The sequence below is a fragment of the Micromonospora craniellae genome (assembly GCF_014764405.1).
Lineage (GTDB): Bacteria > Actinomycetota > Actinomycetes > Mycobacteriales > Micromonosporaceae > Micromonospora > Micromonospora craniellae.
The window spans coordinates 783,968-810,236 of record NZ_CP061725.1; the positions used below are offsets into that span (position 1 = coordinate 783,968).

Annotated in this window: 26 protein-coding genes, 1 tRNA gene and 2 pseudogenes; 15 read left to right on the forward strand and 14 right to left on the reverse strand. The window is 71.0% G+C overall.

What is annotated here, in order from left to right; genetic code table 11:
- The 3 genes from ID554_RS03545 (at position 1) to ID554_RS32900 (ending at position 2,070) form a co-directional block, all read left to right on the forward strand.
- The gene (locus ID554_RS03545) at positions 1-786 is read left to right on the forward strand and encodes a TetR/AcrR family transcriptional regulator (RefSeq protein ID WP_117226495.1); all 786 of its coding nucleotides are present in this window, start codon (positions 1-3) and stop codon (positions 784-786) included.
- Positions 787-861: 75 nt separating this feature from the next.
- The gene (locus tag ID554_RS03550) at positions 862-1,575 is read left to right on the forward strand and encodes a hypothetical protein (protein ID WP_117226496.1); all 714 of its coding nucleotides are present in this window, start codon (positions 862-864) and stop codon (positions 1,573-1,575) included.
- A gap of 147 nt (positions 1,576-1,722) precedes the next feature.
- On the forward strand, positions 1,723-2,070 hold the full coding sequence (locus tag ID554_RS32900; RefSeq protein WP_199489132.1) for a MerR family transcriptional regulator: 348 nt from the start codon (positions 1,723-1,725) through the stop codon (positions 2,068-2,070).
- A 143-nt stretch (positions 2,071-2,213) separates the two neighbouring features.
- Here ID554_RS32900 and ID554_RS03560 read toward each other — a convergent pair whose 3' ends face one another.
- The 4 genes from ID554_RS03560 to ID554_RS31320 all read right to left on the reverse strand — a co-directional run bounded on the left by ID554_RS03560 (position 2,214) and on the right by ID554_RS31320 (position 3,990).
- Positions 2,214-2,855, reverse strand: a complete 642-nt coding sequence (locus ID554_RS03560) for a VOC family protein (protein ID WP_117226497.1) — start codon at positions 2,853-2,855, stop codon at positions 2,214-2,216.
- A gap of 146 nt (positions 2,856-3,001) precedes the next feature.
- Entirely contained in the window at positions 3,002-3,262 is a 261-nt protein-coding gene (locus tag ID554_RS03565) for a hypothetical protein (RefSeq protein ID WP_117226498.1), read from the reverse strand.
- Positions 3,241-3,612 carry a hypothetical protein gene (locus ID554_RS03570; protein ID WP_147333389.1) on the reverse strand — a complete coding sequence of 124 codons (372 nt, stop codon included), beginning with the start codon at positions 3,610-3,612 and terminating at the stop codon, positions 3,241-3,243. Before ID554_RS03570 ends, ID554_RS03565 begins: the two co-directional genes overlap by 22 nt.
- A gap of 3 nt (positions 3,613-3,615) precedes the next feature.
- Entirely contained in the window at positions 3,616-3,990 is a 375-nt protein-coding gene (locus ID554_RS31320) for a hypothetical protein (RefSeq protein ID WP_223884426.1), read from the reverse strand.
- 112 nt (positions 3,991-4,102) lie between these two features.
- Between ID554_RS31320 and ID554_RS03575 the strand changes: the two genes are divergently transcribed.
- A complete protein-coding gene (locus ID554_RS03575) occupies positions 4,103-5,515 on the forward strand; it encodes a helix-turn-helix domain-containing protein (RefSeq protein WP_117226500.1) in 1,413 nt (470 codons plus the stop codon).
- Positions 5,516-5,518: 3 nt separating this feature from the next.
- Here ID554_RS03575 and ID554_RS03580 read toward each other — a convergent pair whose 3' ends face one another.
- Both ID554_RS03580 and ID554_RS03585 read right to left on the reverse strand, forming a co-directional pair.
- On the reverse strand, positions 5,519-6,085 hold the full coding sequence (locus ID554_RS03580; protein WP_117226776.1) for an NUDIX hydrolase: 567 nt from the start codon (positions 6,083-6,085) through the stop codon (positions 5,519-5,521).
- Positions 6,086-6,410: 325 nt separating this feature from the next.
- The gene (locus ID554_RS03585) at positions 6,411-6,989 is read right to left on the reverse strand and encodes a hypothetical protein (RefSeq protein ID WP_117226501.1); all 579 of its coding nucleotides are present in this window, start codon (positions 6,987-6,989) and stop codon (positions 6,411-6,413) included.
- Positions 6,990-8,102: 1,113 nt separating this feature from the next.
- Between ID554_RS03585 and ID554_RS03590 the strand changes: the two genes are divergently transcribed.
- The 3 genes and pseudogenes from ID554_RS03590 to ID554_RS32665 form a co-directional block, all read left to right on the forward strand.
- Entirely contained in the window at positions 8,103-9,650 is a 1,548-nt protein-coding gene (locus ID554_RS03590; RefSeq protein ID WP_396888532.1) for a replication initiator, read from the forward strand.
- Positions 9,647-9,844: an excisionase family DNA-binding protein gene (locus ID554_RS03595; RefSeq protein WP_091286483.1), complete on the forward strand. Its 198-nt coding sequence runs from the start codon at positions 9,647-9,649 to the stop codon at positions 9,842-9,844. Before ID554_RS03590 ends, ID554_RS03595 begins: the two co-directional genes overlap by 4 nt.
- Positions 9,844-10,881 (forward strand): annotated as a pseudogene (locus ID554_RS32665) (tyrosine-type recombinase/integrase); the annotation flags it as partial. The gene ID554_RS03595 and the pseudogene ID554_RS32665, both read left to right, overlap by 1 nt.
- Before the next feature lie 155 nt (positions 10,882-11,036).
- Here the strand turns inward: ID554_RS32665 and ID554_RS03605 are convergent.
- Together ID554_RS03605 and ID554_RS03610 are read right to left on the reverse strand one after the other, a co-directional pair.
- Positions 11,037-11,108 (reverse strand) — tRNA-Val (locus ID554_RS03605).
- A gap of 50 nt (positions 11,109-11,158) precedes the next feature.
- Positions 11,159-11,848 carry a TIGR02611 family protein gene (locus tag ID554_RS03610; protein WP_411710941.1) on the reverse strand — a complete coding sequence of 230 codons (690 nt, stop codon included), beginning with the start codon at positions 11,846-11,848 and terminating at the stop codon, positions 11,159-11,161.
- A gap of 275 nt (positions 11,849-12,123) precedes the next feature.
- Here ID554_RS03610 and ID554_RS03615 point away from each other — a divergent pair, with 275 nt between their 5' ends.
- On the forward strand, positions 12,124-12,555 hold the full coding sequence (locus tag ID554_RS03615; protein WP_007457244.1) for an SsgA family sporulation/cell division regulator: 432 nt from the start codon (positions 12,124-12,126) through the stop codon (positions 12,553-12,555).
- Between the two features lie 125 nt (positions 12,556-12,680).
- On the opposite strand, the pseudogene ID554_RS03620 reads toward ID554_RS03615, so the two are convergent.
- Positions 12,681-13,031, reverse strand: a pseudogene (locus ID554_RS03620) (SDR family oxidoreductase); the annotation flags it as partial.
- A gap of 320 nt (positions 13,032-13,351) precedes the next feature.
- On the opposite strand from ID554_RS03620, the gene ID554_RS03625 reads away from it, so the two are divergent.
- From ID554_RS03625 to ID554_RS03635, 3 genes are all read left to right on the forward strand, one after another.
- Complete coding sequence (locus ID554_RS03625) at positions 13,352-14,269, forward strand: helix-turn-helix transcriptional regulator (RefSeq protein WP_117226505.1); 918 nt, start codon at positions 13,352-13,354, stop codon at positions 14,267-14,269.
- A gap of 113 nt (positions 14,270-14,382) precedes the next feature.
- The gene (locus tag ID554_RS03630; RefSeq protein ID WP_117226506.1) at positions 14,383-14,838 is read left to right on the forward strand and encodes an RrF2 family transcriptional regulator; all 456 of its coding nucleotides are present in this window, start codon (positions 14,383-14,385) and stop codon (positions 14,836-14,838) included.
- A 178-nt stretch (positions 14,839-15,016) separates the two neighbouring features.
- Positions 15,017-15,196, forward strand: a complete 180-nt coding sequence (locus ID554_RS03635; protein WP_117226507.1) for a DUF4236 domain-containing protein — start codon at positions 15,017-15,019, stop codon at positions 15,194-15,196.
- A 73-nt stretch (positions 15,197-15,269) separates the two neighbouring features.
- Here ID554_RS03635 and ID554_RS03640 read toward each other — a convergent pair whose 3' ends face one another.
- Positions 15,270-16,082, reverse strand: a complete 813-nt coding sequence (locus tag ID554_RS03640; RefSeq protein ID WP_117226508.1) for a hypothetical protein — start codon at positions 16,080-16,082, stop codon at positions 15,270-15,272.
- Between the two features lie 93 nt (positions 16,083-16,175).
- Entirely contained in the window at positions 16,176-16,709 is a 534-nt protein-coding gene (locus ID554_RS03645; RefSeq protein WP_117226509.1) for a VOC family protein, read from the reverse strand.
- A 50-nt stretch (positions 16,710-16,759) separates the two neighbouring features.
- On the opposite strand from ID554_RS03645, the gene ID554_RS03650 reads away from it, so the two are divergent.
- The 3 genes from ID554_RS03650 to ID554_RS03660 all read left to right on the forward strand — a co-directional run bounded on the left by ID554_RS03650 (position 16,760) and on the right by ID554_RS03660 (position 21,719).
- The gene (locus tag ID554_RS03650; protein ID WP_117226777.1) at positions 16,760-17,221 is read left to right on the forward strand and encodes a MarR family winged helix-turn-helix transcriptional regulator; all 462 of its coding nucleotides are present in this window, start codon (positions 16,760-16,762) and stop codon (positions 17,219-17,221) included.
- 68 nt (positions 17,222-17,289) lie between these two features.
- The gene (locus ID554_RS03655) at positions 17,290-19,263 is read left to right on the forward strand and encodes a tetratricopeptide repeat protein (RefSeq protein ID WP_117226510.1); all 1,974 of its coding nucleotides are present in this window, start codon (positions 17,290-17,292) and stop codon (positions 19,261-19,263) included.
- 233 nt (positions 19,264-19,496) lie between these two features.
- The gene (locus tag ID554_RS03660; protein WP_117226778.1) at positions 19,497-21,719 is read left to right on the forward strand and encodes a HelD family protein; all 2,223 of its coding nucleotides are present in this window, start codon (positions 19,497-19,499) and stop codon (positions 21,717-21,719) included.
- Between the two features lie 122 nt (positions 21,720-21,841).
- Here ID554_RS03660 and ID554_RS03665 read toward each other — a convergent pair whose 3' ends face one another.
- Entirely contained in the window at positions 21,842-22,243 is a 402-nt protein-coding gene (locus ID554_RS03665) for a hypothetical protein (RefSeq protein WP_117226511.1), read from the reverse strand.
- 414 nt (positions 22,244-22,657) lie between these two features.
- Between ID554_RS03665 and ID554_RS03670 the strand changes: the two genes are divergently transcribed.
- Positions 22,658-22,999 (forward strand): hypothetical protein, encoded by a 342-nt coding sequence (locus tag ID554_RS03670; protein WP_191088856.1) that lies wholly within the window; start codon positions 22,658-22,660, stop codon positions 22,997-22,999.
- An 87-nt stretch (positions 23,000-23,086) separates the two neighbouring features.
- On the opposite strand, the gene ID554_RS03675 is transcribed toward ID554_RS03670, so the two are convergent.
- Both ID554_RS03675 and ID554_RS03680 read right to left on the reverse strand, forming a co-directional pair.
- A complete protein-coding gene (locus tag ID554_RS03675) occupies positions 23,087-24,169 on the reverse strand; it encodes a sporulation protein (RefSeq protein ID WP_117226513.1) in 1,083 nt (360 codons plus the stop codon).
- A gap of 490 nt (positions 24,170-24,659) precedes the next feature.
- A complete protein-coding gene (locus ID554_RS03680) occupies positions 24,660-26,054 on the reverse strand; it encodes a cellulase family glycosylhydrolase (RefSeq protein ID WP_117226515.1) in 1,395 nt (464 codons plus the stop codon).
- Positions 26,055-26,269: the final 215 nt, after the last annotated feature.

Consider the following 26,269-nt stretch of genomic DNA (forward strand, 5'->3'; position numbering starts at 1 on the left):
GTGACGAGAACGCCCAGGCGGCGGGGCCGGCCACCATCGGTATCCCGCGAGACGATCGCTCGCGCGGTCATCGACGTCGGCTTCCCGAACCTCACCTTCGCCGCAGTCCGTAGACGTCTCGGCGTCGGCGAGTCCACCCTGTTCCGCCATGCACCGGACCGCGACGAACTGATCCGCATCACCCTGGACCATGTGATCGAGCAGACGCGGTGGCCCTCACTGGACGCACCATGGCGGGAGGTGCTCAGGGCGTACGCGCTCACGCTCTGGCACGCCTGGGCGGCATACCCCGGTGCGGCCACCGCTGCCGTACCGGGGAACCTTCCACTGGCAGCGATGCGGCTCGTGGACGACCTCTGCGCGATGTTGATGCGCCAGGGCTTCACCGCGGAGAACGCCGTGCTGGCCTGCGACATCGTCTTCGACCTGGTCAACGACAACCGACGCGGTGTCGAGCACCTCGACACCGTGGTCCGCGACGCCGGGCCGGACCGCGGCCACCTGCACGAACTATGGACACACACGCCACCACCCGAGCCAGCCGAACACGCTGCCACCCCAGCCGAACGCAGTCAGATCCACGCCGCGATGCGAGCCGCGATCACCGCAGCGCCGATCAACTGGTTCGCGGACAAACTCGCCGTGGTCCTCGACGGCATAGATTGCACACTCGCCCCAGGCCCCCGCCCTCGCGGACCTGACGGAGGTCGACGCCCCGGCGTGTCGGAGGATCACGCCGCCGGGGCTGGCAGGTGTGCGGACCGGACTGGTCAAGCCGGTATCTGACGGCTCCCCGGCATTCCCGGACACGTTCGACGCCGCGCCGAACTGGTAGCTGACGGCATCGGACATCATGATGGCGTGGGTGACCTTATGATCAATCTGCTGGCGAGCGTCATCGCCGGTACGGCCGTCTGGCTCTCGGGGTTCCTGTTACGTCGACGCAAGCTGAACCGGGCACGGTCCTTCTTTGGCCTGGCCGCCGGAGCGAGCTGCCTCCTGGTGGTGTCCCGGCACGCGTCGTCGCCGCGTGAGTTCAGCGTCCACCGCCGCGACGTCGCCGCGCTGGTGGAGTTGGCGACCATCGCCCGGGAGTGCGGAGCGCACGCGGACCGGGTCGGCGAGGACCAGCCGACCGGGGAGATCGGCCGGCTGACCGAGTTCTGCGTCGGTGGCCCCGGCGGTGCGAGCCCGCGCAGCGTCACGCACCTACGCGCGATCCTGCGCGGCGTGACGTACGAGATCTTCGACGAGGAGAAGCGTCGGAGGTCGTTCACGGTCGGCGGCACCGAGTACGTCGGCAGCCCGGAGATCAGCTATGTCCTGCTCGCCCGGTTCTGGGGGCCGGTCGGTGGACGCCCGGTCTTCTTCATCGGTGGCCTGACCGCCGGCAGCAACCTCGCCGCCGCCCGCTACCTGACCACGCATCACCCGGAACTCGCCCGCACCTACGGCGCCGACCGACCGTTCGCGCTGGTACTGCGCATCATCGAGCCGGCCGCGTACGGCACCGACTTCACCGAACTGGTCGCCGACGTCACCGACGTGGCGTTCCAGCCGGAGCCTCATCGGTGACGTAGGGCTCGGCCGCCTCCAGCCGGGGCACCTTCACTCCCCGCCTGGGCCCGCTTCCGCCAGGTAGTGTCGGCCCGATCCTCCCGCCCGCCGTCAGTATCCGGCGGGCGCTGACCGGATGCGGGACTCGTCTGTGACCATCATGGGATGTCCACACACATCGACATCGGCGAAGTCGTGCGGCGCACCGGTGTCCCGGTCTCCACCCTGCACCTGTGGGAACGTCGCGGGCTGATGTCTCACTCTCACAGAGATCGCCACCGTGCTCGGGCCAATCGTGTTCTTCCTCTCGGCGCAGTGGCACTACATCCCGTTCGAAGAGCGGCGCATGCTGGCGACGTTCGGACCCGCCTACCGAGAATACGCACGCCGGGTTCGCAGGTGGATCTGACCTGTCTCGAACAGGGGACTCCTCGTACGGCAGCCGCCATTAGCAGCTTGACCTGCTGGGACGCGGTGGGGGTGGTGTCTGTCATGGAGGCAGCCACCTGTTGATCTTGTTCTTGTGAGGACATCAAGAAGCCATCATCGCCCGCGGCACCGACTAAAACGACGCCGGTCACCGTCCACGACGCCCGGCGCAGCTGCGCGTCAAGCCGCCCGCCCACAAGCACCTGGCCAGCCAAACACGCCGTAGGTCACGTCTCCGGATCAGCAGGCTTGGCCGCGTACTCGAACTCGACGTCTTTGACACCTTTCCCCTCGAACAGGGTCAGCCCTTCGTCGTCGCACAGCCTGCGGATGACAGGAATGAGCTCTTGCCGGGTGCCGAAGGCGACGCCCTTGATTCCCTTGATGCCATTGGGGTGCACGTATCCCTCCGGAGGGCGCACGTCCACGTTGAAGGTGCTGCTCAACACCGGAAGCTGCATGTCGTCCGGGAAGATGCCACGGAAACGGATCCTTCGGCCCTTCGGGTCGGTCCTGCCCGACCTACCCTTGAGGTAGGTCAACTTCGCCTCATCGAGAATCTTCTGTTCCTGTTCGATGTCCAGCCTGTCATTCTCGAGGGCCAGTCCGATGAGGCCTTCCTCCGCCCGATCCCAAGCATCCAGCCGGTCGATGAAGGCGCCCTTCCCGAAGAGCCTGAAAACTTGCTTGGCAAACCCAGGCATCCCCGTCGACCCGAGCAGTTCGAAATAGGGCCCCTCGGCGAAGTAGATCAGCGCATTGGAGGAGTTTTTCGCCTTCCCGTACTCCACCGTGAAGCCCTTGGCGGTGTACTCCTCGACCGCCCGATCGAGGTCGTTCACCTTGTAGATGACATGGCCAAGCTTCATCGCGTCACTCCAGGCAGCCGTCGGGGCGTCGATCAGCCGCAGTGCTCGGTTGCCGCACCTAAACCGCACTCAGGCCTACCTCACCAGCCTATCCGTCAGACGCCAGCGCTGTCAGGACCACACCGGCTCATGCCGCCGGGCGAAGGTCAACGCGGTGGCGGGAGGTGCACGAGCGTCGGCGGGGCGGTGGCGTCGCGGACGACCTGAGCGAGTACGTCCCGGCCCGCCGGACGGTGTCGGATCTCGGCCGGCGCCACGCGGGCGGCCCCCATCAGCGCCCGGCCGGCACTGATCGGATCATCCGTTCGCAGGTACGCGCGGGCGGCGTCGATCAGGTGCGCGGCCCTGTGCTCCACGGGCAGCCACCGCCAGCCGTCCCGGTCGGTCACCTTCTCGTGCCAGGCCACCGCGTCTCCTCCGTCGCCCAACTCCACCGCTGCGGCCACCGGGCCGTCTGCACCGCCGTCGGCCCGAACCCGGTGCGATGGTGGTCATGCCCGTCACCGACCTGGACGGCCAGCACTGCCGCCTCGTCGAGCAGATCGGCCACCGCCGCCTCGTCCCCGCAGCGGGCGGCAGCCAGCCACGCCAGGTCCGGCGCACCCAGCTTCACCAACAACGACGCGGTGATCCGGTACGCCTCCACGAGCGGCCCCCGACCCGCCACCCGGTCCGCCGCATGGGCGCGCTCGACGTCGGCCAGCAACTCCGGCAGCCGGTCAGCCACCCGGGCGTAGCGGGCATGCTGGAATCCCATCGGTCACCGCCCTGCCCTGGGAGTGTGGCGATGATGCCAGAGGGCTTCGGTGACGGCGTCCCTGGGGTCGATGTCGCCCACCGCCAAGCGCTCCCGGGTAACCGTGATCCAGGGTGGCGAGGTCGGGGCGGGCTCACCGCAGGCAGTACGCATCCCCTCCTGGGCGAGTCGGGCCGGTTGGCAGGGTCCGGGCTGATTCTCATGCCAGGTGCCGGTGGCCACGCAGAAGCTGGAGCTGCCGGGTCGGTGGGTTTCCCAGAGGGCACGGGCCAGTCGCCACAGTAGGCGGTGCCGGCACTCGTCGGGCGGTTCCACGGGCGGATCGTCGATATCGAAGGACATGCGCCGACCATCCCGTTCGGCGGCGAGCCGTTCCATGGCCAGCGGTCATGTCACGGTGACATGGGACGGGTCGACCAGCGCGAACGGATCGCTCTAGGCTGTCGACCTGAACACCTTGAGTAGTCGGAACGCGACGCTGGGAGCTGCCGTGCTGCTCGATCCGCTGCGAATTTCGGACGATGCGTGGTCGCACGGTGAGGTGCTGGCCGCACTGGCGGCCCGTGACATCGGCGGGCTGTTCCGCTGGATCACGAGTCTCACCGGGGCAAGTCAGAGCCGGATCGGCGCCGCCGTCGGGCTGGAGCAGGGCTATGTCAGTCGGATCATGGCCGGACGCAAGGTCACTTCGATCGAGGTCCTGGAACGGATCGCCGACGGATGCCGGATGCCCGACCATGCGCGAACCACATTGGGCCTGGCACCAAAACAGGCCGTACCACCAACCGACCCCGGCCGGCGCACTCCCAGCGAGCCGCCGGGCATCCGGACCTGGCAGGAGGACGTACATAGTGCCGCAGAGCTTTGGCGAGGTGACGTGAACCGTCGAGACGTACTCCGGCAGGTGGCCTTCAGCTCCGCCGGCTACACCCTGCCGGCGCTGCGCTGGTTCACCGCACCCGACCCGGCCCCGGTGACCCAGCCAGGCCGCAGCACGGTCGGTCAACCGGAGATTGACACCATCCGCGCGATGACCGTGACCTACCGCCAGTTGGACAACCAGTACGGCGGCGGCCACGCTCGCGACACCGTCGCCCGCTACCTCCACCAGGAGGTAACCCCACTGCTCACCAACGGCCGCTACAACCACCCCACCGGCCAACGACTGCTCAGCGCCGCCGCCGAACTGGCCCAACTCGCTGGCTGGCAGGCGTACGACACCGCCGAGCACGGCATCGCCCAGCGGTACCTCACCCTCGCTTTGGACTTCGCCCACGCTGCCGCAGACGACGGCCTCGGCGCGGAGATCCTCGCCGCCATGAGCCACCAGGCCACCTACCTCGGCCACACCGCCACCGGCCTCGACCTCGCCCGCGCCGCCAGGCAGACCGCCCGCCGCGCCGGCCTTCTTGTCCTGACCGCCGAAGCCCACGTCATGGAGGCCCACGCCCTGGCCAAGGCCAACGACGGACGAGCCTGCGCCGCCGCCCTACACCAGGCAGAACAGGCCCTCGACCGAGCCGATCGCAGCACCGACCCGCAGTGGCTCAGCTACTTCGACGAGGCGTACCTGTCGGCCAAGTTCGGCCACTGCTTCCACACCCTTGGCCACAACACCCACGCCGAACGATTCGCCGCCCGATCGCTACGGATGGACAACCGATACGTGCGCGGCAGGGCCTTCAACCTCGCCCTGCTCGCCAGCGTCCACGCCCGGCAGGGCGAACCCGAACGGGCCTGCACCATCGGCGCGGAAGCCCTGACCCTGACCACTCAGCTACGTTCAGCCAGAGCCGTCCGCTACCTGCGCGAGCTGCAAACACACCTCGCCCCGCACCGGCGGCTACCCGCCGTCCGGCACTTCACCGGCCGCATCGACGCCACCCTCGGCCCCCGTCGCTGACACCTACAGCTCTCCCCGGGCCTTACGCGCAACCAGCTCCAACACCGCGATCACCGTGCCAGCACCGACGATCTCACCCCGAGACACCAGCTCGTACGCCTCGTCGAGCGGGATCCAGGCGACCTGCTCGGCCTCGTTCACGTCCACAGGGACACCGATGTGCTCAGCCTGCCGGGCCAGGAACAGCAGATTCTCGGCGTCGGCGGTGCCAACCCAGGGTTGAAAGGACCGGAGCGGCTCGACCTCCTGGGGCCGCCAGCCGGTCTCCTCCTCGACCTCCCGCACCGCGCACTGCGCCGGCTGCTCGTCATCGTCGACGTAGCCACCGGGCAACTCCCACACCCACCGGTCGAACACGAACCGATGCCTCCGCATCAACAGCAGGCGCTCCCGATCGTCGAGCACGGCGACCATGGCTGACCGAGGAGCCCGAATCACGTACTGCTCGAAGCGAACCCCGTCCGGCAACTCCACCTCGGCGATACTCAGCCGCGCACGTCGAGTGTCGTCCACCACCCGCTCGCCATGGATCGTCCACCGGGTCAATTCCGTCGCCTGCTTCTCCACCACCCCGCCAGTATCCGCGCCGAGCCTGAGCACGCGCTACCGGCCGGATGCGCGCCGGGCAGAGAACTGCCGCCCCAGACCACCGAGAGCATGATCACGGCGGTGTCGCCACCGGGCGCATCCGTGCTGGAGGCAATGTTTCACCCCGCACCTGCTCGCCGCGTAGTGCCGTCCCGATGCTCCTACGGATGCCAAACTCCGTCAGCTGCCACCTCGCTGGCGGAGCTTGACATCTCCATCCCAGAGGAACTTCTGGGCCGGCTGGACCAGCGCAAGCGTGGGTATGAACTATGGAATGCTGGCCCGATTCATCGCCGCACGCCGGACTTCAGCGCTTCTGGCTGTGGGAATAGTCAGCGCCGGTGAAGATCCGGCCAGTAAGCCACTGTCGCCATCGTCGCGGCCGGGGCACCGCTCCATGCTCGTACCGCTCTTGCACGCCCAACTCTGCTCGGACCGCCTCGAAAAAGCCGTCCAGTTGTCGTGCTACGTCGGCGGGAAGTTCCCTGTCCACATCGAACAGGCCATCTGTCGACATCACGAAGTAAAGACGCTCGGCAACCGTGCTATGCAATGACTTGGAGGCTCCCCTGACTGGCTCCGTGGCTATGAGGTTGAGGGCCATCTTGCTGGTGTGTAGAGCGTAGGACGCGGCGAGGAAGGCTGCCTTCTCGTACGTGCCATCGTTCGCGCGATACAGCAGATTTATGCAGTCGTTGACCCTCGACAGGAACTCGACATAGATCGAGCGGCGGTCGGCGAGCCACCGCGAATCCTTCTCACGGTCAAGCCTGAGGCGCTCCTGTTGAAGCGCGGTCTGCCGTGTGACGAGTACTCCTCCGAGGGCGAATACCCCCGCGACGATCGGTGTGGTGATAGCAAGGATCCACGGAGTGGCCGATGACATGCTCAAATCCTACTGATTGGAAGCGATCAACCGCTCAGCGTGACGCGACACTCCGCCTCGCTTCTGTTGCCATCCCGTCTGCCGTCGACCCGGCCCTCCTGGGGAGCGGGCCGCCGCCCGGCCCGCCACGTCAAGCGGACCTTGACGCACGGTCGGACGCTGGCGGGTCGGGCGGTGGTCTGCTCGGCTCGCCCGGGTCGTCGGCTGGCGGGATGGCCCGCGCAACCACCCACGGACCGCGACCCGCCGACGCAGCCCCGACCATCCTGGAGCCCGAGCGCCCCCGCCGGAGGCGCGGTAACCGCGACCGGTTCGCCACCCGTCACCTGCCGCGCGGACCCGGCGTGCCCTTCCCTGCGCCGCGTCGCTCGGGCGCAGCGCGGCCGGCTGCCGGCGACGAACATCCACCACTTCCACACCCGTCCCGTCTACGGCGGCCCACCGGGCTTTCCGCTCTCCGCGCCAGCCGCCGGGCGTGTTGCGTGGCCGGAGTCGGAGCGCCAGCGGAGCGACGGACGCGCGCCCAGGCGGCGGCGCGTGCGGCCCGTCCAGGGCCGCCTTGATAGACGTACAGAAAGTCCTCCCACACCAGCCGGCAGCCGGTCCGGACCAGTTCGGCACCGACGTTCACGACGGGTTGACGCATCGGCACCCGGTGCTACTCTGGCGGTCGTCGAGCACGCCAGGGCGGCCTTCCTGCCGGATCTCTGGGCTCGAACACCGAGTTACTGAGCGGCCTTCCTGCCGCTGATGCGGGCCAGCTCCCGCCGGTTCTCGATCACCTCTGGCCGCGAATGTCGGCCCCGGAATCCGCTGACTGGCCCAGCACGGTCTTCCCGCCGTCACGATGGCCCGGATTCGCATTCCCTCGACGGGTGGGGCTCGCCTGCGGCGACCCGCCGGATGCCGACCTCCAGGCACCCCACCCGTCCCGGCCTGACCCAGCACGGCAACCGGAAGGACCACACCTCAAGGCGGTCAGCCAGACCCGCCCTCCGGCGTCAGCCGCCCTCCACGGCGGTGCCAGGAGACACCACGAACACCACCGACGGACGGCGTTCCGGCGATCGGTGGTGGTTCGTCGCCCGTCCCTGCCACCCGCCCTGAGGAGAGATCGTGTCCACCCTGCACCGTCCCGGCGTCGCCGCCGGTCGTGACGCCCAGGCACTGCACCGGGCCGCCACCCCCGACTACTTCGGCTGGTTGGAGCACACCCGGACTGCCGGGGGTTGTGCCCGTCCGGTCCGGCTGACCGGCACCATGACCGCCGTCGACCGGGACACCGGGCGGGTCCTGGGCGAGCAGCACACCGACGAGTTGCCCGATCGGGTGCTCTACAAGGCGTGCGGCAACCGGCGTGCCGCTCAGTGCGCGGACTGCTCCTGGGTCTACGCCGGTGATGCCTTCCAGGTCGTCCGCTGTGGCCTGACCGGCGGCAAGACAGTCCCCGCCACGGTGGCCCGGCACCCGGTCGTCTTTGCCACCTTCACCGCGCCGTCGTTCGGCCCGGTCCACCACCGGCACGTACCCCTGCACACCTGTGCCGACCGGCGGCGCTGCGACTGCCGACCGGCCCCATGCCACGCCCGCCGTGACGCCGTCACCTGCCCGCACGGGCGGCCCGGGGCCTGCTTCGCCCGTCACGACGGTGCCGATCCGCAGCTCGGTCGGCCGCTCTGCCTGGACTGCTACGACCACGACCACCAGGTCGTCTGGAACGTCTACGCCGGTGAGCTGTGGCGACGCACCAAACAGGCCATCGAGCGGCACCTTGCCGCCCTCTGCCGCCGACGAGGCGTTCCGAGGGTCGAGGTCGTCCCCGACGCGGGCCGGATACGGCGGGTGCCGCCGGTGCGGGTGTCGCACGGGAAGGTCGCCGAAATGCAGCGCCGGGGCGCGGTGCACTTCCACGTCCTGCTGCGTCTCGACGGGGTCGATCCCGGTGACCGGCACGCCCTGGTCCCGCCACCGGCCGGGATCACCGTGGACGACCTCGACACCGCCGTACACGCCGCCGCCCGGCAGATCGTCTTCGCCACCCCACCGCATCCCGACCGGCCGCAGGGCTGGCCGATCGCCTGGGGTGAGCAGGTCGACGTGCGCCGCATCGGCACCGGCGACGGGGACGTGACCGACGCCAGGGTGGCCGCCTACCTGGCCAAGTACGCCACCAAGGCCACCGAGGTCACCGGCCACTGCTCCACCCGGCTCACCCCGGGCACCGTCGACGCCTGCGCCGACCCGGAGGGCGACCACCTGGCCCGGCTCATCGACGCCTGCTGGCGACTCGGCCGCCCCACCCGGCACCGCACCAGCGACACCGCCGCCCAGACCGAGGACCGTCAAGGCGACCTTGACACCACACACCATCCCTACGCCGGGCTGCGACGGTGGGCGCACATGCTCGGCTACGGCGGTCACTTCCTCACCAAGGCCCGCCGGTACTCGGTCACGTTCGGACTGCTCCGAGACACCCGCGCCACCTACCGCCGCGCCGATGACGGCTCCGTCAGCGTCGGCACCCTGGCCTTCGTCGGCTCCGGGTGGCTCACCGACGGAGACGCGCTGCTCGCCAACACCGCCGCCGCCCAGCACCGGGAACGCCGCCGCGTCGGCCGGGAGGAACTCGCCCACGAGCTGTGGTCGGGGGTAGCAGCGTGACCCGACCCCTCACCCCACGGTGGTACTCCCCCGCCGAGGTCGCCGTCCTGCTCGGCTTCGGCATCTCCAAGGTCAAGATGAAGATCGCCACCGGCGAACTGCGCTCCATCAAGGACGGCAAGTACCGCCGCATCCTGCCCGAGTGGGTCGACGACTACATCCGCGAGCAGATCGACCGGCAGGAGGCCGCCTGATGCCCGCCCGTGCCCGCGCCAACGGCGAAGGCTCGATCTTCCCGTACCGCAACGGCTTCGCCGCGTATGTCTGGGTCACCAAGCCCGAAGGGAAACGCACCCGCAAGTACGTCTACGACAAGACCCGCGAGGCCGTCCACGACAAGTGGATCAAACTGCACCAGCAGGCCAGGGCCGGACCGGTGGCGACCAGCGTGCCGACCGTGGGCAGCTTCCTCGCCTACTGGCTGACCGAGATCATCGAGCCGAACCGGGCGCCGCTCACCTACGCCACCTACGAGACGTTCGTCCGCCGTTACCTCTCCCCCGGCCTCGGGGCCAAACGGCTCGACCGGCTCCAGGCGCGGGACGTGCAGACCTGGCTCAACCAGGTGGCCCGCACCTGCCAGTGCTGCGCCCCGGGCAAGGACGCCGCCCGCCGCAAGGAGAAGCGACGCTGCTGCGCGGTCGGCCGGTGCTGCCAGGCCGTTCCGTCGACGCGCACGGTCAGCGACATCCGCGCCGCCCTCACCCACGCCCAGGCCGAAGACCTCATCACCAAGAATCCGGCCGTCCCGGTCACCCTCGCCACCGTCCGCCGTTGACGCGGCAAGTCCTGGTCCAGCGACGAAGCACGCCGCTTCCTCGAATCCGCCCGCGCCGACGCCGACCCGCTCTACGCCGCGGACGCCCTGGTCCTCGTCACCGGCCTACGCAAAGGCGAAGCCCTCGGCCTCACCTGGGCCGACGTCGACCTCGACGCCGGAGAGCTGACCATCGGCCGGCAACTGCAACGCGTACGCGGAAAGCTCCTGCACCGCGACACCAAGACCCAGGCATCCGACGCCACCCTCCCGCTGCCCGACATCTGCCTGGCCGTACTCAAGCTGAGGAACGAGCAGCGCGACGAGGGACGGGCAGCCGCCGGTAAGGCGTGGCACGACAACGACCTGGTGTTCACCACCCGCTACGGCACACCCATCAAGCCACGCAACTTCCAGCGCTCCTGGCAGACCCGCTCGACAACGAAGCCGATCACCGTCCACAACGCCCGACGCCCAACGCACCCGCACAACCTCAACGCGACAGCCTGCGCGGATCGACACACCGCAACCACCGCACCGCGGGGTATCCGGGGGCTCGGCCCCCGGAGCAGAAATGACAAGGCCCCCAAGTCCGCGCATTCTGCGGACAGGGGGCACCTGGGGACTTGTGGGCGATACTGGGATCGAACCAGTGACCTCTTCGGTGTGAACGAAGCGCTCTCCCGCTGAGCTAATCGCCCTCAGCGCGCATGACTCTACCCGATCCTGCGCCCGGCCCGCGAACCCGGGGTCAGTTCGTGGCGAGGTAGCGCAGGACCTGGGCGATCACGTCGATGCCGAGGCTGTACTTGATCGAGATTAGGGCGATCGCGCCGACGAAGACGAGGCCGACGGAGCCGATCACCAGGCGTAGGGCGAGTGACTGTCGTTTCACCCATGCTGTCCAGCCGTAGACGTGGCGGCGGGTGAAGGCGAGCAGGCGTTTGGCCCAGTGGAACTCGACGGCCCAGATGCCGAGGCCGAAGATCACCAGGAGCCAGCCGGGGCCGGGCAGTGGGATGAGCACGATGCCGATGGTGACCACGAGGGCGCCGAGGACCCCGATGACGACTCTGAGGGCGAGGCGGCCGGTGGGGTTGGCGCGGACCAGCGCGAGGGTGGTGGAGAGGCGCTGCCGCCAGCGGGGCCGCCCGGGCACGGCGGCAGCTCCCGGGCCGTCGCTGGCACGGTCCGTCTCGGTTCGCTCGTTGCACATGCGGTGAGGATTTCCCCGTCCGGCGGGGCTATTCCCGTCGCTGAAGCCACGTTCGTTGCGGCCGGTGCGGCGATTGTCAGCCGGTTCGTGGTCGACCACTGACCGACCGTGCCGGTCGCGCTGTTCCTTCGGCACCCCGCACCCCCGCTGTTCGGCTCTGCGGGCCGCGCCGTTCGACGGGCCCCGCCTCGCCAGCTGATCCACTGAGGATCGCTCATCGATCATTTCACGCCCAGTGTGGCGCGGGACCGTCACTGCAACGGCCGACTGGACGTTACCGGAGTAAGTCGACGACTGAGCCACCCGATGACCGGGCGGGATCAACGCACTGGGCAGAACCGGAAATCCTAGATGAATTTTCACATTCTCGCGGCCTTTCCGAACCCTCTCCCACCACTGGGTGAAGTCAGCGTATGGCGGAGCGTAGCCAGGAGCAGCGGCTGAGTATGGGAAAAGCGGGACACGCGCGTTCCGCACGCGGTGCCGGGGGGAGAACGTCCATGAGTGTCATCCGACCGACGACCGTTGAGGTCGAGACGTCGCTAAGGCTAGTCGCGCCTGACGCCACCGCATTGCCGGTGCGCGCCAGTCTGCGCTACGACCCTGCTGACCCGTATGCGGTCCATGTCCTGTTCCACGCCGAATCGGCCGGTGGCGAGGCGGTGAGCTGGTCGTTCGCTCGCGAACTGCTGGTCACCGGGCTCGACGAACCGGCCGGCATCGGCGATGTGCGGGTCTGGCCGTGGGCCACCCCGCGCGGCGACTTCGTCGCGCTGGCGCTGTCGTCGCCCGACGGCAACGCCCTGTTCGAGGTGCCGCGCAGCGTGCTGGTGCGCTTCCTGCGGCGGACCTACGTCGTCGTCCCGCGCGGCCGGGAGGCCGAGCACCTGGACGTCGACACGGCGGTGAACCGGCTGCTCGCCGGCCGCTGACCAGCGACACGGAGCGGGGCCGCGCGAATCTGCCGAGTCCGCGCGGCCCCGGCCTGTCCGGCGGTACGCACACCACCGGCACCACCCGTGCCACGCGACCCGGCCCACGGCTGGCCCGTCCGTGTTCAGCCGTGCGCGGTCATGCCCCCGTCGACCGGGATCACCGCGCCGGTCAGGTACGCGCCGGCCCGCGACGCCAGGAAGATCGCGACGCCGGCCATGTCCTCCGGGCGACCGATCCGACCGAGCGGCACCTGTGCCTCGACGGCGGCCCGGGCATCTGGGTCGTCCAGCACGAACGCCATCATCTTGCTCTCGAACGGTCCCGGGGCGACGGCGTTGACGGTGATCCGCTCGCCGACGAGTTGGTGCGCCAGGGTACGGGTCAGCATGTGCAGGGCCGCCTTCGTCGCCGAGTAGGCGTACACCTCCATGGCCGGGACCCGGATGCCGTCGACCGAGCCGATGTTGATCATCAGCCCGATCCCCCGTGATCCGCCGGTGACCAGGACGTTCTTGCCGTCGACCGAGAACAGATCCTGCATGCTCATCCACCCCTCGCGAGCCGGCCGCGGCCCCCGGCGGGGCGGGCCGCCGACGCGGACCGTTCGTCCGCCACGGCGACCAGATGACTACCGACCGGTAACGTAACCGGCGGCCGATACGCCGACAAGAGCACCTCACCCACCCGCGTCGATCGGGGCGTCGACGCGACGGCGCAGGCTCGGCGACGCACCCGCCACGCGGGTGCCGCCAGAGGTGCGTACCGGCCGGTCGCGGGCTAACGTCGCAGGTGATGGTCCCTTCCGGTCACCTCGACAGGGTTCTGCCCAACGCCGCCTCCGGCCCGCACGTCATCGACACGATCACACTGTGTGATTTGACGCCCGACGCGGCGTGGCGACGCCCGGTCCTGCTCGACCGCGAGCTGATCGTGCTGAGCACGGGCGGTCACGGTGTCGCCGAGGTCGACTTCCGTGCCCAGCCCTGCCGGCCCGGCACACTACTGCGCGTACGCGCCGGGCAGGTGCTGCGCTGCCCGCCGCCCCGCCTCGACGCCACCGTGGTCCGCTGGCACCCGGACGCGCTGCGCGGGCTCGACGTCGACGTCCACGACGTGCCCACCCGGGTGCAGCTCGCCGGTGAGGACGAGGACGCGGTCATCAACGAAGTCAGCCAGTTGACCGTGGACGTCGGCCGGCACCAGGACGTGCCGGCCGGCCGCAGCCTGCTGCGCCACCAGTTGACCGTGCTGCTGCTGCGCCTGAGCATGCTGCCGTCCGAGTCACGCCGCGCAGGTCGGCCCGAGGAGGAGACCTTCCGCCGGTTGTGCCGCGAGGTGGAGCGCGGCTACCAGCGCACCCGCCGGGTCGAGGACTACGCCGAGCGGCTGGGCTGCTCGGTGCGTACCCTCACCCGGGCCTGCCTGGCGGTGACCGGGCGCAGCGCCAAGCAGGTGGTGGACGAGCGGGTCGCGCTCCAGGCCGGCCGGTTGCTGGCCGCCACCGACGAGCCCATCGCCCGGATCGGTCGGCAGCTCGGCTTCACCGAGCCGACCAACTTCGGCCGGTTCTTCACCCGCGAGGTCGGGGTCAGCCCCGGCGCGTTCCGGGCCGCCCGCGAGCAACCCGCGCCGAGCCCGGTCGTCCGGCCCCGCCCGCCCGCCGAACCGGCCCCGATACTGCGGTCCCGCCCGGCGGTCGAGGCCCGTTGAGGCATGTCCCATGAGGCCGGTCGACAGGTCTTGAGCGTGACCCGACGCATCCGGTCGGTGACTCCGTCAGCCCGGCGACGCCCTGCCCCGGGCCGGTTGGGCATGATGGCAGGGTGCAGATCTCCGCGCGCGGCGACTACGCGGTACGGGCGACGCTGAGCCTGGCCGCCGCGTACCCGTCACTGTTGTCCACCCAGACCATCTCCGCGGAGCAGGACATGCCTCGCAAATTCCTTGAGGCGGTCCTGGCCGACCTGCGCCGGGCCGGCCTGGTCCGCGCCCAGCGCGGCGCCGAGGGCGGGTACGCCCTGGCCCGGCCGCCCCGGGAGGTGACCATCGGGGCGGTGCTGCGCGCGGTGGAGGGGCCGCTGGCCGGCGTACGCGGGCTGCGCCCGGAGGAGACCAGCTACGACGGGGTGGCGCAGCACCTGCCCGGGTTGTGGGTGGCGGTGCGCGCCTCGCTGCGCCGGGTGGTCGACGAGGTGAGTCTGGCCGACGTGGTGGGTGGCCGACTGCCCGCCCACGTCCGTCGACTGACCACGGCGCCCGACGCCTGGGAACCCCGCTGATGCCTACCTCACACACTGTCGATTCAACCAGGATCTTGAACCCAACAATACCCATCTGATGAATAGGATATTCGGGCTACGGCGGACGTCCGATTCCACTATGCATGGCGTGGTTTGGCGAATCTTCGTTTCGGGAATCTTCGATGCCGCGCGGGGACGTGACGAAGGGAGGCCCACGATGGGTCTGATGTTCCGCAAACGCAAGAAGTACGGGCCGCTGATCCTGAACTTCACCGAGAACGGTTTCTCGTCCTGGAGCATCAAGATCGGTCGCTGGTCGTGGAACTCGCGGGCCAAGGCGCACCGCGTCGACCTGCCCGGCCCGCTCTCCTGGAGGCAGGACAAGTCCCGGACGTGAGCCCGGAGGTCGCGCGGGGCGTCGGAGCACTCCGACGCCCCGTTCGCATATGCGTTCCGGGGCCGCGAACGGGTCACCGAGCGGCGGCCGTGATCACCACGTCCCCGCCGAGCCTCCCCTGCTCCGGGTCACGCCGCACCTCGCCCGCGTCGAGCAACGCGTCCAGTGCCCGCACCGCGTCCACGGCCCGGTACGCCGTATCGGTGACCGCGTACCGGCGCAGCTCGGTCACCGTACGCGGGCCGGTGCGGGACAGCTCGGCGAGCAGCGCCCGGCCCAGCGGCACCGGGTCCGCCTGGCCGGCACCCACCTCCCACAGGCTCTCCTTGAACGACTCGATGCTGCGGTCCGAGGCGGTGCCGAAGCCGATCCGCCGACCGGAGGGCACCTCGACCTCGGCGACCAGCGGGAACCCGGAGTCGACGAGCGCCGACCGCAGCGGGGTGTCCGGACCGGCCGGCACCAGCACCTCACCGGGTCGGCCGGAGGCGGCGGCGGAGAGCGCCACCGGATCGACGGCGTCCTCCACCTCCAGGTAGGACAGCACCGGCGCGCCGGACGCCCCGGACGCGCGCAGCGCCACCGGCAGCAGGGCCGTCGGACCGGGCATCAGGTGCACGGTGACCTCGGCGGGCAGTCCCGCCTCGGCGGCACCGAGCCGGGCCGGCAGTTCCTCGGTGCCGCCGGCCAGCACCAGCACGGTCAACCGGGCACCACGGACGTCGGCGGCGCACTCGCCGGCCACCCGGACGACCTCCTCGGCCAGGGCGGGGTCGCGCCCGTCGTACCCGAGGACCACCGTCGCCCGGCGCGCACGCCGCAACGCGCCCGGCACCCAGACCCTCAGGTGCCGGATCACCACCTGCCGCCCCACCTCATCCGCCACCCTGCCGTTCTACCGCACCGCCCGGCCGCGACGCGGCCACCCTCGGCAGCCGGGCGCGATCGGCGCGCGCTCTGCGGGGCGGGCCGGGACGGGTCAGTGCGACGCGGCGGCCGGCACGGAGATGCCGATGCCACCCCGGGTGTCGCCGCCGTACCTGCTGATCTCGGCGGCCAGGTCGAGGCGGCCGATCCGGGTGCGGGCGTCGAGCGCGGCGTCGTCCAGGCGGTCGGCCGGCACCAGCCAGACCACCTCGAACTCCAGCCCGTCCGGGTCCTGGCCGTAGAGGCTCTTGGTGGTGCCGTGGTCGGAGGTGCCGACCAGCGCGCCGCCCCCGGCCAGCCGGCGGGCGGTGGCGGCCAGGTCGTCGAGGGTGTCCACCTCCCAGGCGAGGTGGTAGAGACCGACGGTGGCCCGACCGGCGGTCGACCGGCCCACTCCTGCGCCGATCTCGAAGAGGCCGAGGTCGTGGTCGTTGGTGGAGTCCGGTGCCTGGAGGAAGGCGGCGCCCCGGAACCCCTCCGGGGTCATCGGCACCCGGCGGAAGCCGAGCACGTCGCGGTAGAAGGCGACGCTGCGCTCCAGGTCACTGACGTAGAGGACGGCGTGGTTGAGGCGATGGATTCCCATGGCGCCGAGGCTAGCGCGCTTTAGTTGAGCGTTCAACTATCGCCGCTATGATGGGGGTCATGACCCGCTGGCTGGACCCGGACGAACAGCGCACCTGGCGAGCGTTCCTGACCGCCTCCCGCGCGTTGATGGAGGCGCTCGACCGCGAGCTGCAACGCGACGCCGGGATGCCGCACGCGTACTACGAGATCCTGGTCCGACTCTCCGAGGCCCCGGAGCGTCGGCTGCGGATGAGCGACCTCGCCGACGCCAGCGGCTCCTCCCGCAGCCGGCTCTCGCACGCGGTGACCCGCCTGGAGGCCGCCGGCTGGGTCCGTCGGGAGCACTGCCCGACCGACCGGCGAGGGCAGATCGCCCTGCTCACCGACGACGGCTTCGCCGCGCTGGCCGCCGCCGCGCCCGGCCACGTCGACGGGGTACGCCGCCACCTCTTCGACGCGCTCAGCCCCGCACAGGTCGACCAGTTGCGCCGGATCAGCGAGGCACTGGCCGATCGCCTGACCCGACCCTGACCGGATCCTGACCGAACCACTCCGGCGCGGGTCTTGTACTTAACGTCGTCGGTTGAGCACGATGGGGCGTGCCCTCCGGCTTCGGTGAACTGACTGATCAGGCGCACGACCTGGTCTCCTCCGGCGACCTCGCCGGCGCTCAACGGCTCCTCGCCGACGCGTTGACCGGCGCCGACCCGCGCCCGGCCAACGCGACACCCGAGATGGCCGAGGCGGCCGGCCTGCACGCGCGGGTGCTGGTCGCCCTCGGCGAACCGCACTCGGCACGAGGCTGGGCCGCCTACGCGTACGCCGCCACCACCCGCCTGCACGGCCGTTCCGAGCCGCGTACGGTCGCTGCGGCGGCCACCCTCGCGGCGGTGCTGCACAGGGTGGGCAGCTGCTCCCGGGCCGCCCGGCTGTACCAGGAAGTGATCATCGAGCTGACCGCCTCGGACGGTCCGGAGTCCCTGCGGGTCCTCGCCGCACACGCCGACCTGGCCACCGTGGAGTACGCCCGTGGCCAGTGCCAGGTGGCCCGCGACCGCCTCCAGGACGCGTGGGAGCTGCACCGCGAGGTCTACGGCGACGGGCAGCCCAGCGGCATCAAGATGCTCGCCCGGCTCGGCTCGATGCAACGCGACTGCGGGCAGTTCACCGAGGCGCAGGACCACCTCGCGTTGGCCCGGGAACTCGCCCGCCGGCACCTCGCCCCGGACGACCCGCTGACCGCCCAGGTGGCGTCGCTGTCCCGGGCCCCGGCCAACCCCGGTCACGTCTGCGCCGACACCCCGCCGGTGGGCGCGGAAGACCCGGTCGTACCGGCCGCCCGGACACCGGGCGACGCCCCGCCCAGCGGCGACCGGCCGGAGGGCGCCACCGCCGCGGCCCGGCCCACCTGGTCCGACCACGACACCGGCGACCCGCCGCCGAACGCCCCCCGGGCCGACTGGGACGAGCCCGCGTCCGCGACTCCGCCGACCTGGCCCACGTCGACCGCCGACGACGCGGCGACGTGGGCCGGGACCAACGACGCGCGGGGCTGGCCCGCAGCGGCCACCGACGGGCGGACCTGGCCCACCGACGCTCCCGGCGAGACCATCTGGCCCACGGACAGCGCCGGAGACGGCGCGTGGCCGGCGGGAAGCGGCGGTACGGGCGGGTGGTCCACGGGCACCGCCGGGTCGTGGCCGACGGCGGGCGACCCGCCGGACGCCCGGTACGCCGGGGAGCAGCACCCGGCCGAGGGCTACCACCCGAGTCACGGCCACCAGGCTGGTCAGCCGCCCGCCGGGACGGCGTCGCCGGTGCCCACCCCACGGCAGCCGGTGGACGGCCCGGCCGGACCACCACAGGACTGGTGGACCGGGCAACCGACCGAGCCGCCCTCCCCCGATCCCGCCCACCCGGCCCGGCCCGCCCCGACGCCGTCGGCCGAGTCGAGCGGGGCGGCCGTACCGCCGAGCGTGATCGGCCTGACCGGTCCGGCACCGCAGGCACCCGGGGTGTACCGGCTACGCCGGCTGGAACCGGAACGCACCGGCCCGTCGTCCCGACTGCTCCCGGTGCCGGTACGCCGCACGCCGGCCGCGCCGCCGTCCCGCACGCCGAACCGGCTGGTGCCGATCATCGGGGCGGGCGTGGTGGTGGTGCTGCTCGGTGCCGCTGCGGTGATCGCCGGGGTGTCCCGGGTCGACGGCCCGGGCGAACCGGGCTCCCCCACCGCCGGGGACGCCCCGAGTGGTGTGTCGACCCCGTCCGCGTCGCCACCGGACGCACCGCCGGTCTCCCCCGGCGCCCCGCCCACCGGGCTCTCGCTGCGCGACAACCGGGACAGCGTCACCCTGCGCTGGACGTACCCCGCCGGGGCGGAAGGGCCTGTGATCATTTCGGGCGGCCGGAACGGACAGCCGATGAACCCCTTCGCCGACCTGCCCGCCGGGACCGACAGTTTCGTGGTCTACGGCCTCAACCGCAGCCTCGACTACTGCTTCACGGTCGCGGTCGCCTGGTCCACCGACACCGTCGCCCGATCCGACGAGGTCTGCACCGAACGCCGGTGACCACACCGCCCGGAATCAGGGCACGGGCGTCGCACACACGGTGGTGTGACCGGCCGGGCCGCCTTGGCTCCGGCGGTCGCCGCGCGGTATCTTCGGCAGTTCAGGCAACGAAAAAGAACGGCTAGAAAGCCGTTCCTAAGCCGGACTCTAACCCACCGGGAGACGGATTGTCAAGGCACTCCGGCGGTTCGCCGTCCGACGACGAGATCGGCCGCGAGCAGGAGTACGTCTCGATGCTCTACCAGCGCCTCGACGACCTGCGGGAGCAGGCGGCACAGCGGCTGACCGACCAGTTGCGGGCGACGGGCGGCACATTGCAGGCCCGTTCCCAACGCGACAGCACGGTCCGCATGTACGCCGAACAGGTCGAGCAATTCGCGGCGGTGGAGAACGGCCTCTGCTTCGGTCGGCTCGACACCGACGACGACGAACGCCACTACATCGGCCGGATCGGCATCTTCGACACCGACGGCGACCACGACCCGCTGCTGATGGACTGGCGTGCCCCGGCCGCCCGCGCCTTCTACCTCGCCACCGCCGCCAACCCACAGGGCATCCGGCGGCGGCGACACCTGCGTACCCGACAGCGCAAGGTGGTCGCCCTCGACGACGAGGTGCTGGACCTGAACACCGCATCCCCCACCGCCCACGAGGAGCTGACCGGCGAGGCGTCGCTGCTGGCCGCGCTCAACGCCGGGCGTACCGGCCGGATGCGCGACATCGTCGAGACCATCCAGGCCGAACAGGACCGGATCATCCGATCCGACCTGTCCGGGGTGCTGGTGGTGCAGGGCGGCCCCGGCACCGGCAAGACCGCCGTGGCGCTGCACCGGGCCGCGTACCTGCTCTACACGCACCGCCGGGAACTCTCCACCCGGGGCGTGCTGCTGGTCGGCCCGAACGTCACCTTCCTGCGCTACATCTCGCAGGTGCTGCCCGCGCTGGCCGAGACCGGCGTGCTGCTGCGTACCCCGGGGGACCTCTTCCCCGGCGTCAGCGCCCGCCGCGCGGAGCCGGCCACCACCGCGGCCCTCAAGGGACGGTCGACGATGACCGAGGTGCTGGCCAACGCGGTCCGCGACCGGCAGGAGGTGCCCGACGAGCCGGTCGAGATCGAGCTGCCGCAGCAGGAGGTCCTGGTGCTCGGCCCGGCGACCGTCCGGGCCGCCCGGGACCGCGTCCGCCACAGCGACCGCCCGCACAACCTGGCCCGCGCCCTGTTCGACGTCGAGGTCATCCACGCCCTGGCCGACCAGGTCGCCGAACGCATCGGCGCCGACCCGCTGGGCGGGGAGAACCTGCTCGAAGAGGCCGACCGTGCCGAGATCCGCCGGGAGCTGCGCGAGGAACCGGAGATCACCGCCGCGCTGGACGAGCTGTGGCCGGTCCTCACCCCGCAACGCCTGCTCGCCGACCTGTACGCCTCGACCGACCGCATCGCCACCGCCGCGCCGATGCTCACCGCCGACGAACGGGCCGCCCTGCACCGCGAGCCCGGCGGCTGGACCTCGGCCGACGTGCCGCTGCTGGACGAGGCGGCGGAACTGCTCGGCGAGGACGACCGGGCCGCCGCCGCCCGCCGGGAACGCATCCGGGCCATGGAGCGCGAGTACGCCGAGGGCGTGCTGGAGATCGCCCGGGGCTCCCGCTCCATCGACGTCGAGGACGAGGCCGACGGCGGTGAGATCCTCGGCGTGACCGACCTGCTCGACGCCGACCGGCTGCTGGAACGGCAGGAGGAGGCCGACCGGCTGACCACCGCCCAGCGCGCCGCAGCCGACCGGTCGTGGGCGTTCGGCCACGTCATCGTCGACGAGGCGCAGGAACTCTCCCCGATGGCCTGGCGACTGCTGATGCGCCGGTGCCCGAGCCGCTCCATGACGATCGTCGGCGACGTGGCCCAGACCGGGGCCCTGGCCGGTACCCCGTCCTGGTCGGAGGCGCTGGCACCGTACGTGGCCGACCGGTGGCGACTGACCGAGCTGACCGTCAGCTACCGCACTCCCGCCGAGATCATGGAGGTCGCCGCCGGCGTACTCGCCGAGATCGACCCGACCCTGCGCCCACCCCGCGCCGTACGTGCCAGCGGCTTCCCGCCCGGCACGCGGGACGTACCGGCGGACCGGTTGGCGGCGGAGTTGATCGAGGTGGCCACCGACGAGGCGGCCGGGCTCACCGACGGACGGCTCGGGGTGATCGTCCCGGCCGGTCGCGTCGACGACCTCGGCACCGCCCTGACCACCGCGCTGCCCGAGGCGGCCGTCGGCGAGCAGCCCGACCTGGAGAACCGGGTCGTGGTGCTGACCGTCGCCGAGGCCAAGGGCCTGGAGTTCGACTCGGTGATCGTGGTCGACCCGGACCGCATCGTCGCCGAGTCGCCCCGTGGGCGCAGCGACCTCTACGTGGCCCTGACCCGCGCCACCCAACGCCTGACCACCCTCACCCCCACCGCGTAGCCCCACCGCCCTACCCCGCCGATCATGGACTTGTGGCACACCGCGGGGGCGGGGGCGGGCGACGCACTCGGGTGGGACGGGATCGGCCCGGCCCCTCCGGGGCCGGGCCGGTGGGTGGGTGGTTAGTCGAAGCTGCCCACGTGGGTGGCGGGAGTGGACTGGTCGCTCGTGCTGCCGCCGGACGGGGTGCTCAGCCCGCCGGTGGTGGCGTCGCCGGTGGTGGTCGGCGCCACCGTGCCCCGGTGCCGCTCCGGCTGACGGGCCACCCGACGGGCGCTGGCCGGTCCGGCCGTACCGCCCGTCGTGGTGATCGCGCCCTGCCCCCGGGTGGGACCGCCGTCACGCAGCACGGTGGGGTCGATCGGCACGTGTGCCGGATCGTCCCGGTCGTCGCGCTGGATGGCACTCTCCACATCGGTGGGCGGCACGGTCACCTCGTCCACGGCGCCCTCGCCGTACACGCCGCCGGCGATCCGTTCCTCGGCCCGGCGGGCGGCGTTCTGTCGCATGTCGTCCTCACGCACGATCCATCACCTCGCAGAAGCGTCGGTCCTGATGGCGTGCCCGGTGACCGGCCCGGCAAACCCGCACCACCCGTCCACCGGTCCGCGTCGGTGGCTCGGTGACGGGCGCCGGTTGCTCGTGGGCGAGGGGGGGGTCTTGCTCGTGGGCGAGGGGCGTCGGAACGCGACATCCGACTCGTTCGGGAGGCATTCGTCGGTCCGGGCAGGTATCTCCGGCTCGACAGATCAGGGCAGGTGGCGGGGTGTTACTGCCCCCCGGCCGCCGGGTAGACGCCGGGTGCCCCCGCCAAGTGCGCGAACCGTGCCGTGGCCGACACGCGGTAGCGGGGCGAGGGTCGCAGGTGACGACTCATCACATCCTGAGGAGGACAGATGAGCACGCAGGCTGCATCCACCAGGCCGATGAACCGTCCGATGCAGGACGTCCAGCACCGGCAGGCCATGCAGGAGGCACCCACCCGCCCGATGCCGGCGATGCACGACGGGCACCGGGAGGAGATGATGTCCCCGGGTACGGAGACCAAGAACTCGTTCCTGACGACCGAGTTCTGGATCTACGCGGCGGCTGTCACCCTCGTGGTGATCTCTGCCTTCTGGCGTGGGACCACTGCGAACGGCCTGAACCTGAACAACCCCGGCCAGGCGTGGTTCTTCATCACGCTGCTGACCATCGGTTACCTGGGTAGCCGTGGCCTCGCCAAGGCGGGTAGCCAGCGGCGTTCGGCTGCGGAGCGCAAGCAGCGCGGGCGGCGCTGACCCCTCGCGTGCGGTGGCCCTCCGGGAGACTTCCCGGAGGGCCACCGTCCTGTCTCCACGCGTCCCGCCGAACGCGTGCGGCGTCGCCTAGAACTCCTCGAAGCCGCCGAAGTCACCGCCGCCGTCGAAGTCACCGCCGAAGTCGCCGGCCGCCTCGGTGACCTCCTCCTCGCCACCGTCGAAGGCGTTGCCGATCATGTGACCGGCGAGCATGCCGCCCGCCGCGCCGAGCGCCGCGCCGGCGACCACGCCGCCCATGCCGACCCCGCCCCGCCGCTGCGGCGGGCCGAACTTGTTCGGGGCGCCGTAACCCTGCGGACCGTAGCCCTGCGGCGCGCCGTACCCCGGCGGGCCGAAACCGGGCGCACCGTAGCCCTGGGGGCCGTACCCCTGGGCACGCAACGCGCCGAACCGCCCGATCGTCTCCTGGATCCAGCCGTCGACCGTCTCCACCCAGTCGGACCGCTCGGCGTCGGAGTGGGCCACCTGGTACCGGCCGAACACATCCTGGCCCGGTGCGAGGAACCCGCCCCGCTTGTCGCACTCCAGCACCACGTCCACGCCGTGCGGGTTGGCCACGAACGTCACTTCGAGCTCGTTGACGGTCTGCGCGTACTGAGGCGCGGCGAAGAACTCGATCTCCTGGTAGAACGGCAGCGTCTGGCGTACGCCCTGGATCATGCCGCGCTCCAGGTCGGCCTTCTTGAAGCGGAAGCCGAGCTGGAGGAACGCCTCCAGGATCCGCTCCTGCACCGGCAGCGGGTGCACGTTGATCTCGTCCAGGTCGCCCTTGTCGACCGCGCGGGCAATCGCCAGCTCGGTACGCAGACCCATCGTCATGCCGTGCAGCCGCTGGCCGTACAGCCCGGTGATGGGAGTCTCCCACGGCACCGGAAGCTGGAAGGGGATGGACAGCGCCTGCTTCGCGGCAAGCTGGAGCGGGCCGCTGACGACCTGCCGGTGGAACTCCATCACCCCGGCCTGCTCACCGACCTCGACCCGGGTGACCAGGCCGATCACGATCTGCTCGATGCTCGCCACCGCCTCCCCGCCGAGCAGGTTCACCTGACCGTCGAGGGCCAGCCCGGGCCTGGTGTTCGGGTTGGCCAGGACGGTGTCCACACTCGGACCGCCCACGCCGAACGCGCTCAACATCTTCTTGAAGACCATTCAGTTCTCCTGCGGGTCTGGTGCCCGGGCTCCCTTTAGGAACGGACGCTGACGGCGGCACCGTATCGGGCCGCCCTGAGAGCTAGCTGGGAAGACCTGCGCGGGACCGGGGCCAGTCACGCGGATTCGTGCTGCTCGACGCCGACGATCACTGCCCAGCCGACCTCGGTCCACGCCTACTCGGCCGGGCGCAGGCAGCCCGGGCGAACACCAAAGTCGGGGTGGTCCTACCCAAGGTGGACCAGGCACCCTTGGCCGCAAAGTTCGATCTGCACGCCGCACGGGCGAACTCATCGTCGTTCGACAAGCTCTGGCGGGAGGTACAGAACCTTCTCCTGATCGAGTGGCACACCGTGCAGGTGTCACGGCCGCCGACCTGACCGCCAGCCTGCCGGAACAGCGCTACCTGCTGATGCGCGCCGTTCGTCTCACCTGAAAGGGTGATGGTGGCCGGGCCCGCGCGGGACCCGGCCACCGAGGAGGTACGTCGTCAGCTCGCGGTGCAGGTCACCGCAGGAGCCGGGTTGCTGCCGTTCCAGCTACCGATGAAACCGAAGCTGGTGCTGGCGCCGGCCCCGAGCTGACCGTTGTAGGAGACGTTGCGAGCGGTCACCGCGTTGCCGCTGCTGGTGACCGTGGCGTTCCAGGACTGGCTCACCGACTGGCCGCTGGTGAAGGTCCAGCGCACCGTCCAGCCCGTGATGGCGCGGCTGCCGGCGGTCACCCGGACGTCGCCCTGGAAGCCGCCCTGCCACTGCCCGGTGATCGAGTACGTCGCCGTGCAGCCGGCACCCGGCGGCGGGGTGGTCGTCGGCGGAGGCGTGGTGGGCGGCGGGGTCGTCGGCGGAGGCGTGGTGGGCGGCGGCGTGGTCGGCGGCGGCGTGGTCGGCGGCGGCGTGGCGCCGAAGACGCTGGCCTCCCGGGCGGTCTGCCGGATGCCGTTGGTGCCGTTGAACAGGCGCTGGCCCCAACTGGTCAGCTGGTTGGGGTTGAACGAGGTGGCCATGTCGAGGTAGCCCACTTCGCTGCTGTTGCCGCTCCACGACCAACCCAACCAGCCGATGCCGTTGGCCTGCGTGTAGGAGAGGATGGCGTCCTCGTCGGGATCGCCGTCGGAGTGGTAGTGGCCGAACTCGCCGACCACGATCGGCAGGCCCCGGCTGCGGAACCGGCCCAGGTAGTCGCTGATCTCGGCGGCGGTGTCGAAGACGCCGTACATGTGGATCGAGAAGACCGTGTTGCGGGCCGGGTCGGCGTTGAACACCGTCGGCGCGCTGTCCCGCATCGTGAAGGACCAGTCCTGGCCCCAGTTCGGGCCGTCCACCATGATGGTGTGCGCGAAGCCCGCGGTACGCAGCCGCCGGATCGCGTTCGACGTGTCGGTGGCCCAGGACGAGTAGTTCTGGTTCCCGTAGGGCTCGTTGCCGATGTTGACGATCACGTACCGTTCCTGGCCGTTGAGCACGCTGGCGATGCTCAGCCAGTAGTCGACCGCCTGGTCCAGGGTGGCGGCGCCGCTCTGCTCGCCGTAACCGGTGGTGTCGTGCACCTCCAGGACGCAGATCAGCCGGTTGGTCTTGCAGAGCTGGATCACGTTCGCCACGTCGTCGGCGCTGTTGCGGGTCCACCGGTCACCGCTGGCCAGCACCACCCGGACGGTGTTCGCCCCGAGCGCCTTGATGTTGGCGAAGGAGCTGGTCTGGTTCGCGTACCAGGTGTGCGCGTGGTTGACGCCGCGCATGATGAACTCGTTGCCGTTGGCGTCGTAGAGTTTGCCGCCGCTGACCGTGAACCCGGTGGCGGCGTGCGCCGACGGGCCGAAGGCGAACACTGCGGCGACGGTCGCCAGCAGGACGGCGCCGACGGCCCCGAAAAGTCTTCTCATCGATTCCTCGCAGGAGTTTCTCTCCCCCGTGCCCAGGAGGGATTGCGGTGAGTGGCAGGTGCGGCGGCTGTAGCCCGGCAGCCGCGGTGAGAGGCCCGGCGAGACAGGCATCAGCGTAGGCCGATGGAGCGTCGGAAGCAACCGGTTCAGGAGGGCGGCCGATGGACGGCGACCCGTGACGGCCCACGAGAAGCCGAGCCGCCACGGGCGGGCCA

What these genes read in the sequence shown, in the direction of transcription:
- ID554_RS03635 (WP_117226507.1), top strand. Translation starts at nt 15,017, where the DNA reads ATGGGTCTGATGTTCCGCAAACGCAAGAAGTACGGGCCGCTGATCCTG.
- ID554_RS32900 (WP_199489132.1), top strand. Translation starts at nt 1,723, where the DNA reads ATGTCCACACACATCGACATCGGCGAAGTCGTGCGGCGCACCGGTGTC.
- ID554_RS03660 (WP_117226778.1), top strand. Translation starts at nt 19,497, where the DNA reads ATGCTCTACCAGCGCCTCGACGACCTGCGGGAGCAGGCGGCACAGCGG.
- ID554_RS03615 (WP_007457244.1), top strand. Translation starts at nt 12,124, where the DNA reads ATGAGTGTCATCCGACCGACGACCGTTGAGGTCGAGACGTCGCTAAGG.
- ID554_RS03675 (WP_117226513.1), bottom strand. Translation starts at nt 24,169, where the DNA reads ATGGTCTTCAAGAAGATGTTGAGCGCGTTCGGCGTGGGCGGTCCGAGT.
- ID554_RS31320 (WP_223884426.1), bottom strand. Translation starts at nt 3,990, where the DNA reads ATGGAACGGCTCGCCGCCGAACGGGATGGTCGGCGCATGTCCTTCGAT.
- ID554_RS03585 (WP_117226501.1), bottom strand. Translation starts at nt 6,989, where the DNA reads ATGTCATCGGCCACTCCGTGGATCCTTGCTATCACCACACCGATCGTC.
- ID554_RS03670 (WP_191088856.1), top strand. Translation starts at nt 22,658, where the DNA reads ATGCAGGACGTCCAGCACCGGCAGGCCATGCAGGAGGCACCCACCCGC.
- ID554_RS03570 (WP_147333389.1), bottom strand. Translation starts at nt 3,612, where the DNA reads ATGGGATTCCAGCATGCCCGCTACGCCCGGGTGGCTGACCGGCTGCCG.
- ID554_RS03645 (WP_117226509.1), bottom strand. Translation starts at nt 16,709, where the DNA reads ATGGGAATCCATCGCCTCAACCACGCCGTCCTCTACGTCAGTGACCTG.
- ID554_RS03610 (WP_411710941.1), bottom strand. Translation starts at nt 11,848, where the DNA reads ATGATCGATGAGCGATCCTCAGTGGATCAGCTGGCGAGGCGGGGCCCG.
- ID554_RS03680 (WP_117226515.1), bottom strand. Translation starts at nt 26,054, where the DNA reads ATGAGAAGACTTTTCGGGGCCGTCGGCGCCGTCCTGCTGGCGACCGTC.
- ID554_RS03560 (WP_117226497.1), bottom strand. Translation starts at nt 2,855, where the DNA reads ATGAAGCTTGGCCATGTCATCTACAAGGTGAACGACCTCGATCGGGCG.
- ID554_RS03625 (WP_117226505.1), top strand. Translation starts at nt 13,352, where the DNA reads ATGGTCCCTTCCGGTCACCTCGACAGGGTTCTGCCCAACGCCGCCTCC.
- ID554_RS03650 (WP_117226777.1), top strand. Translation starts at nt 16,760, where the DNA reads ATGGGGGTCATGACCCGCTGGCTGGACCCGGACGAACAGCGCACCTGG.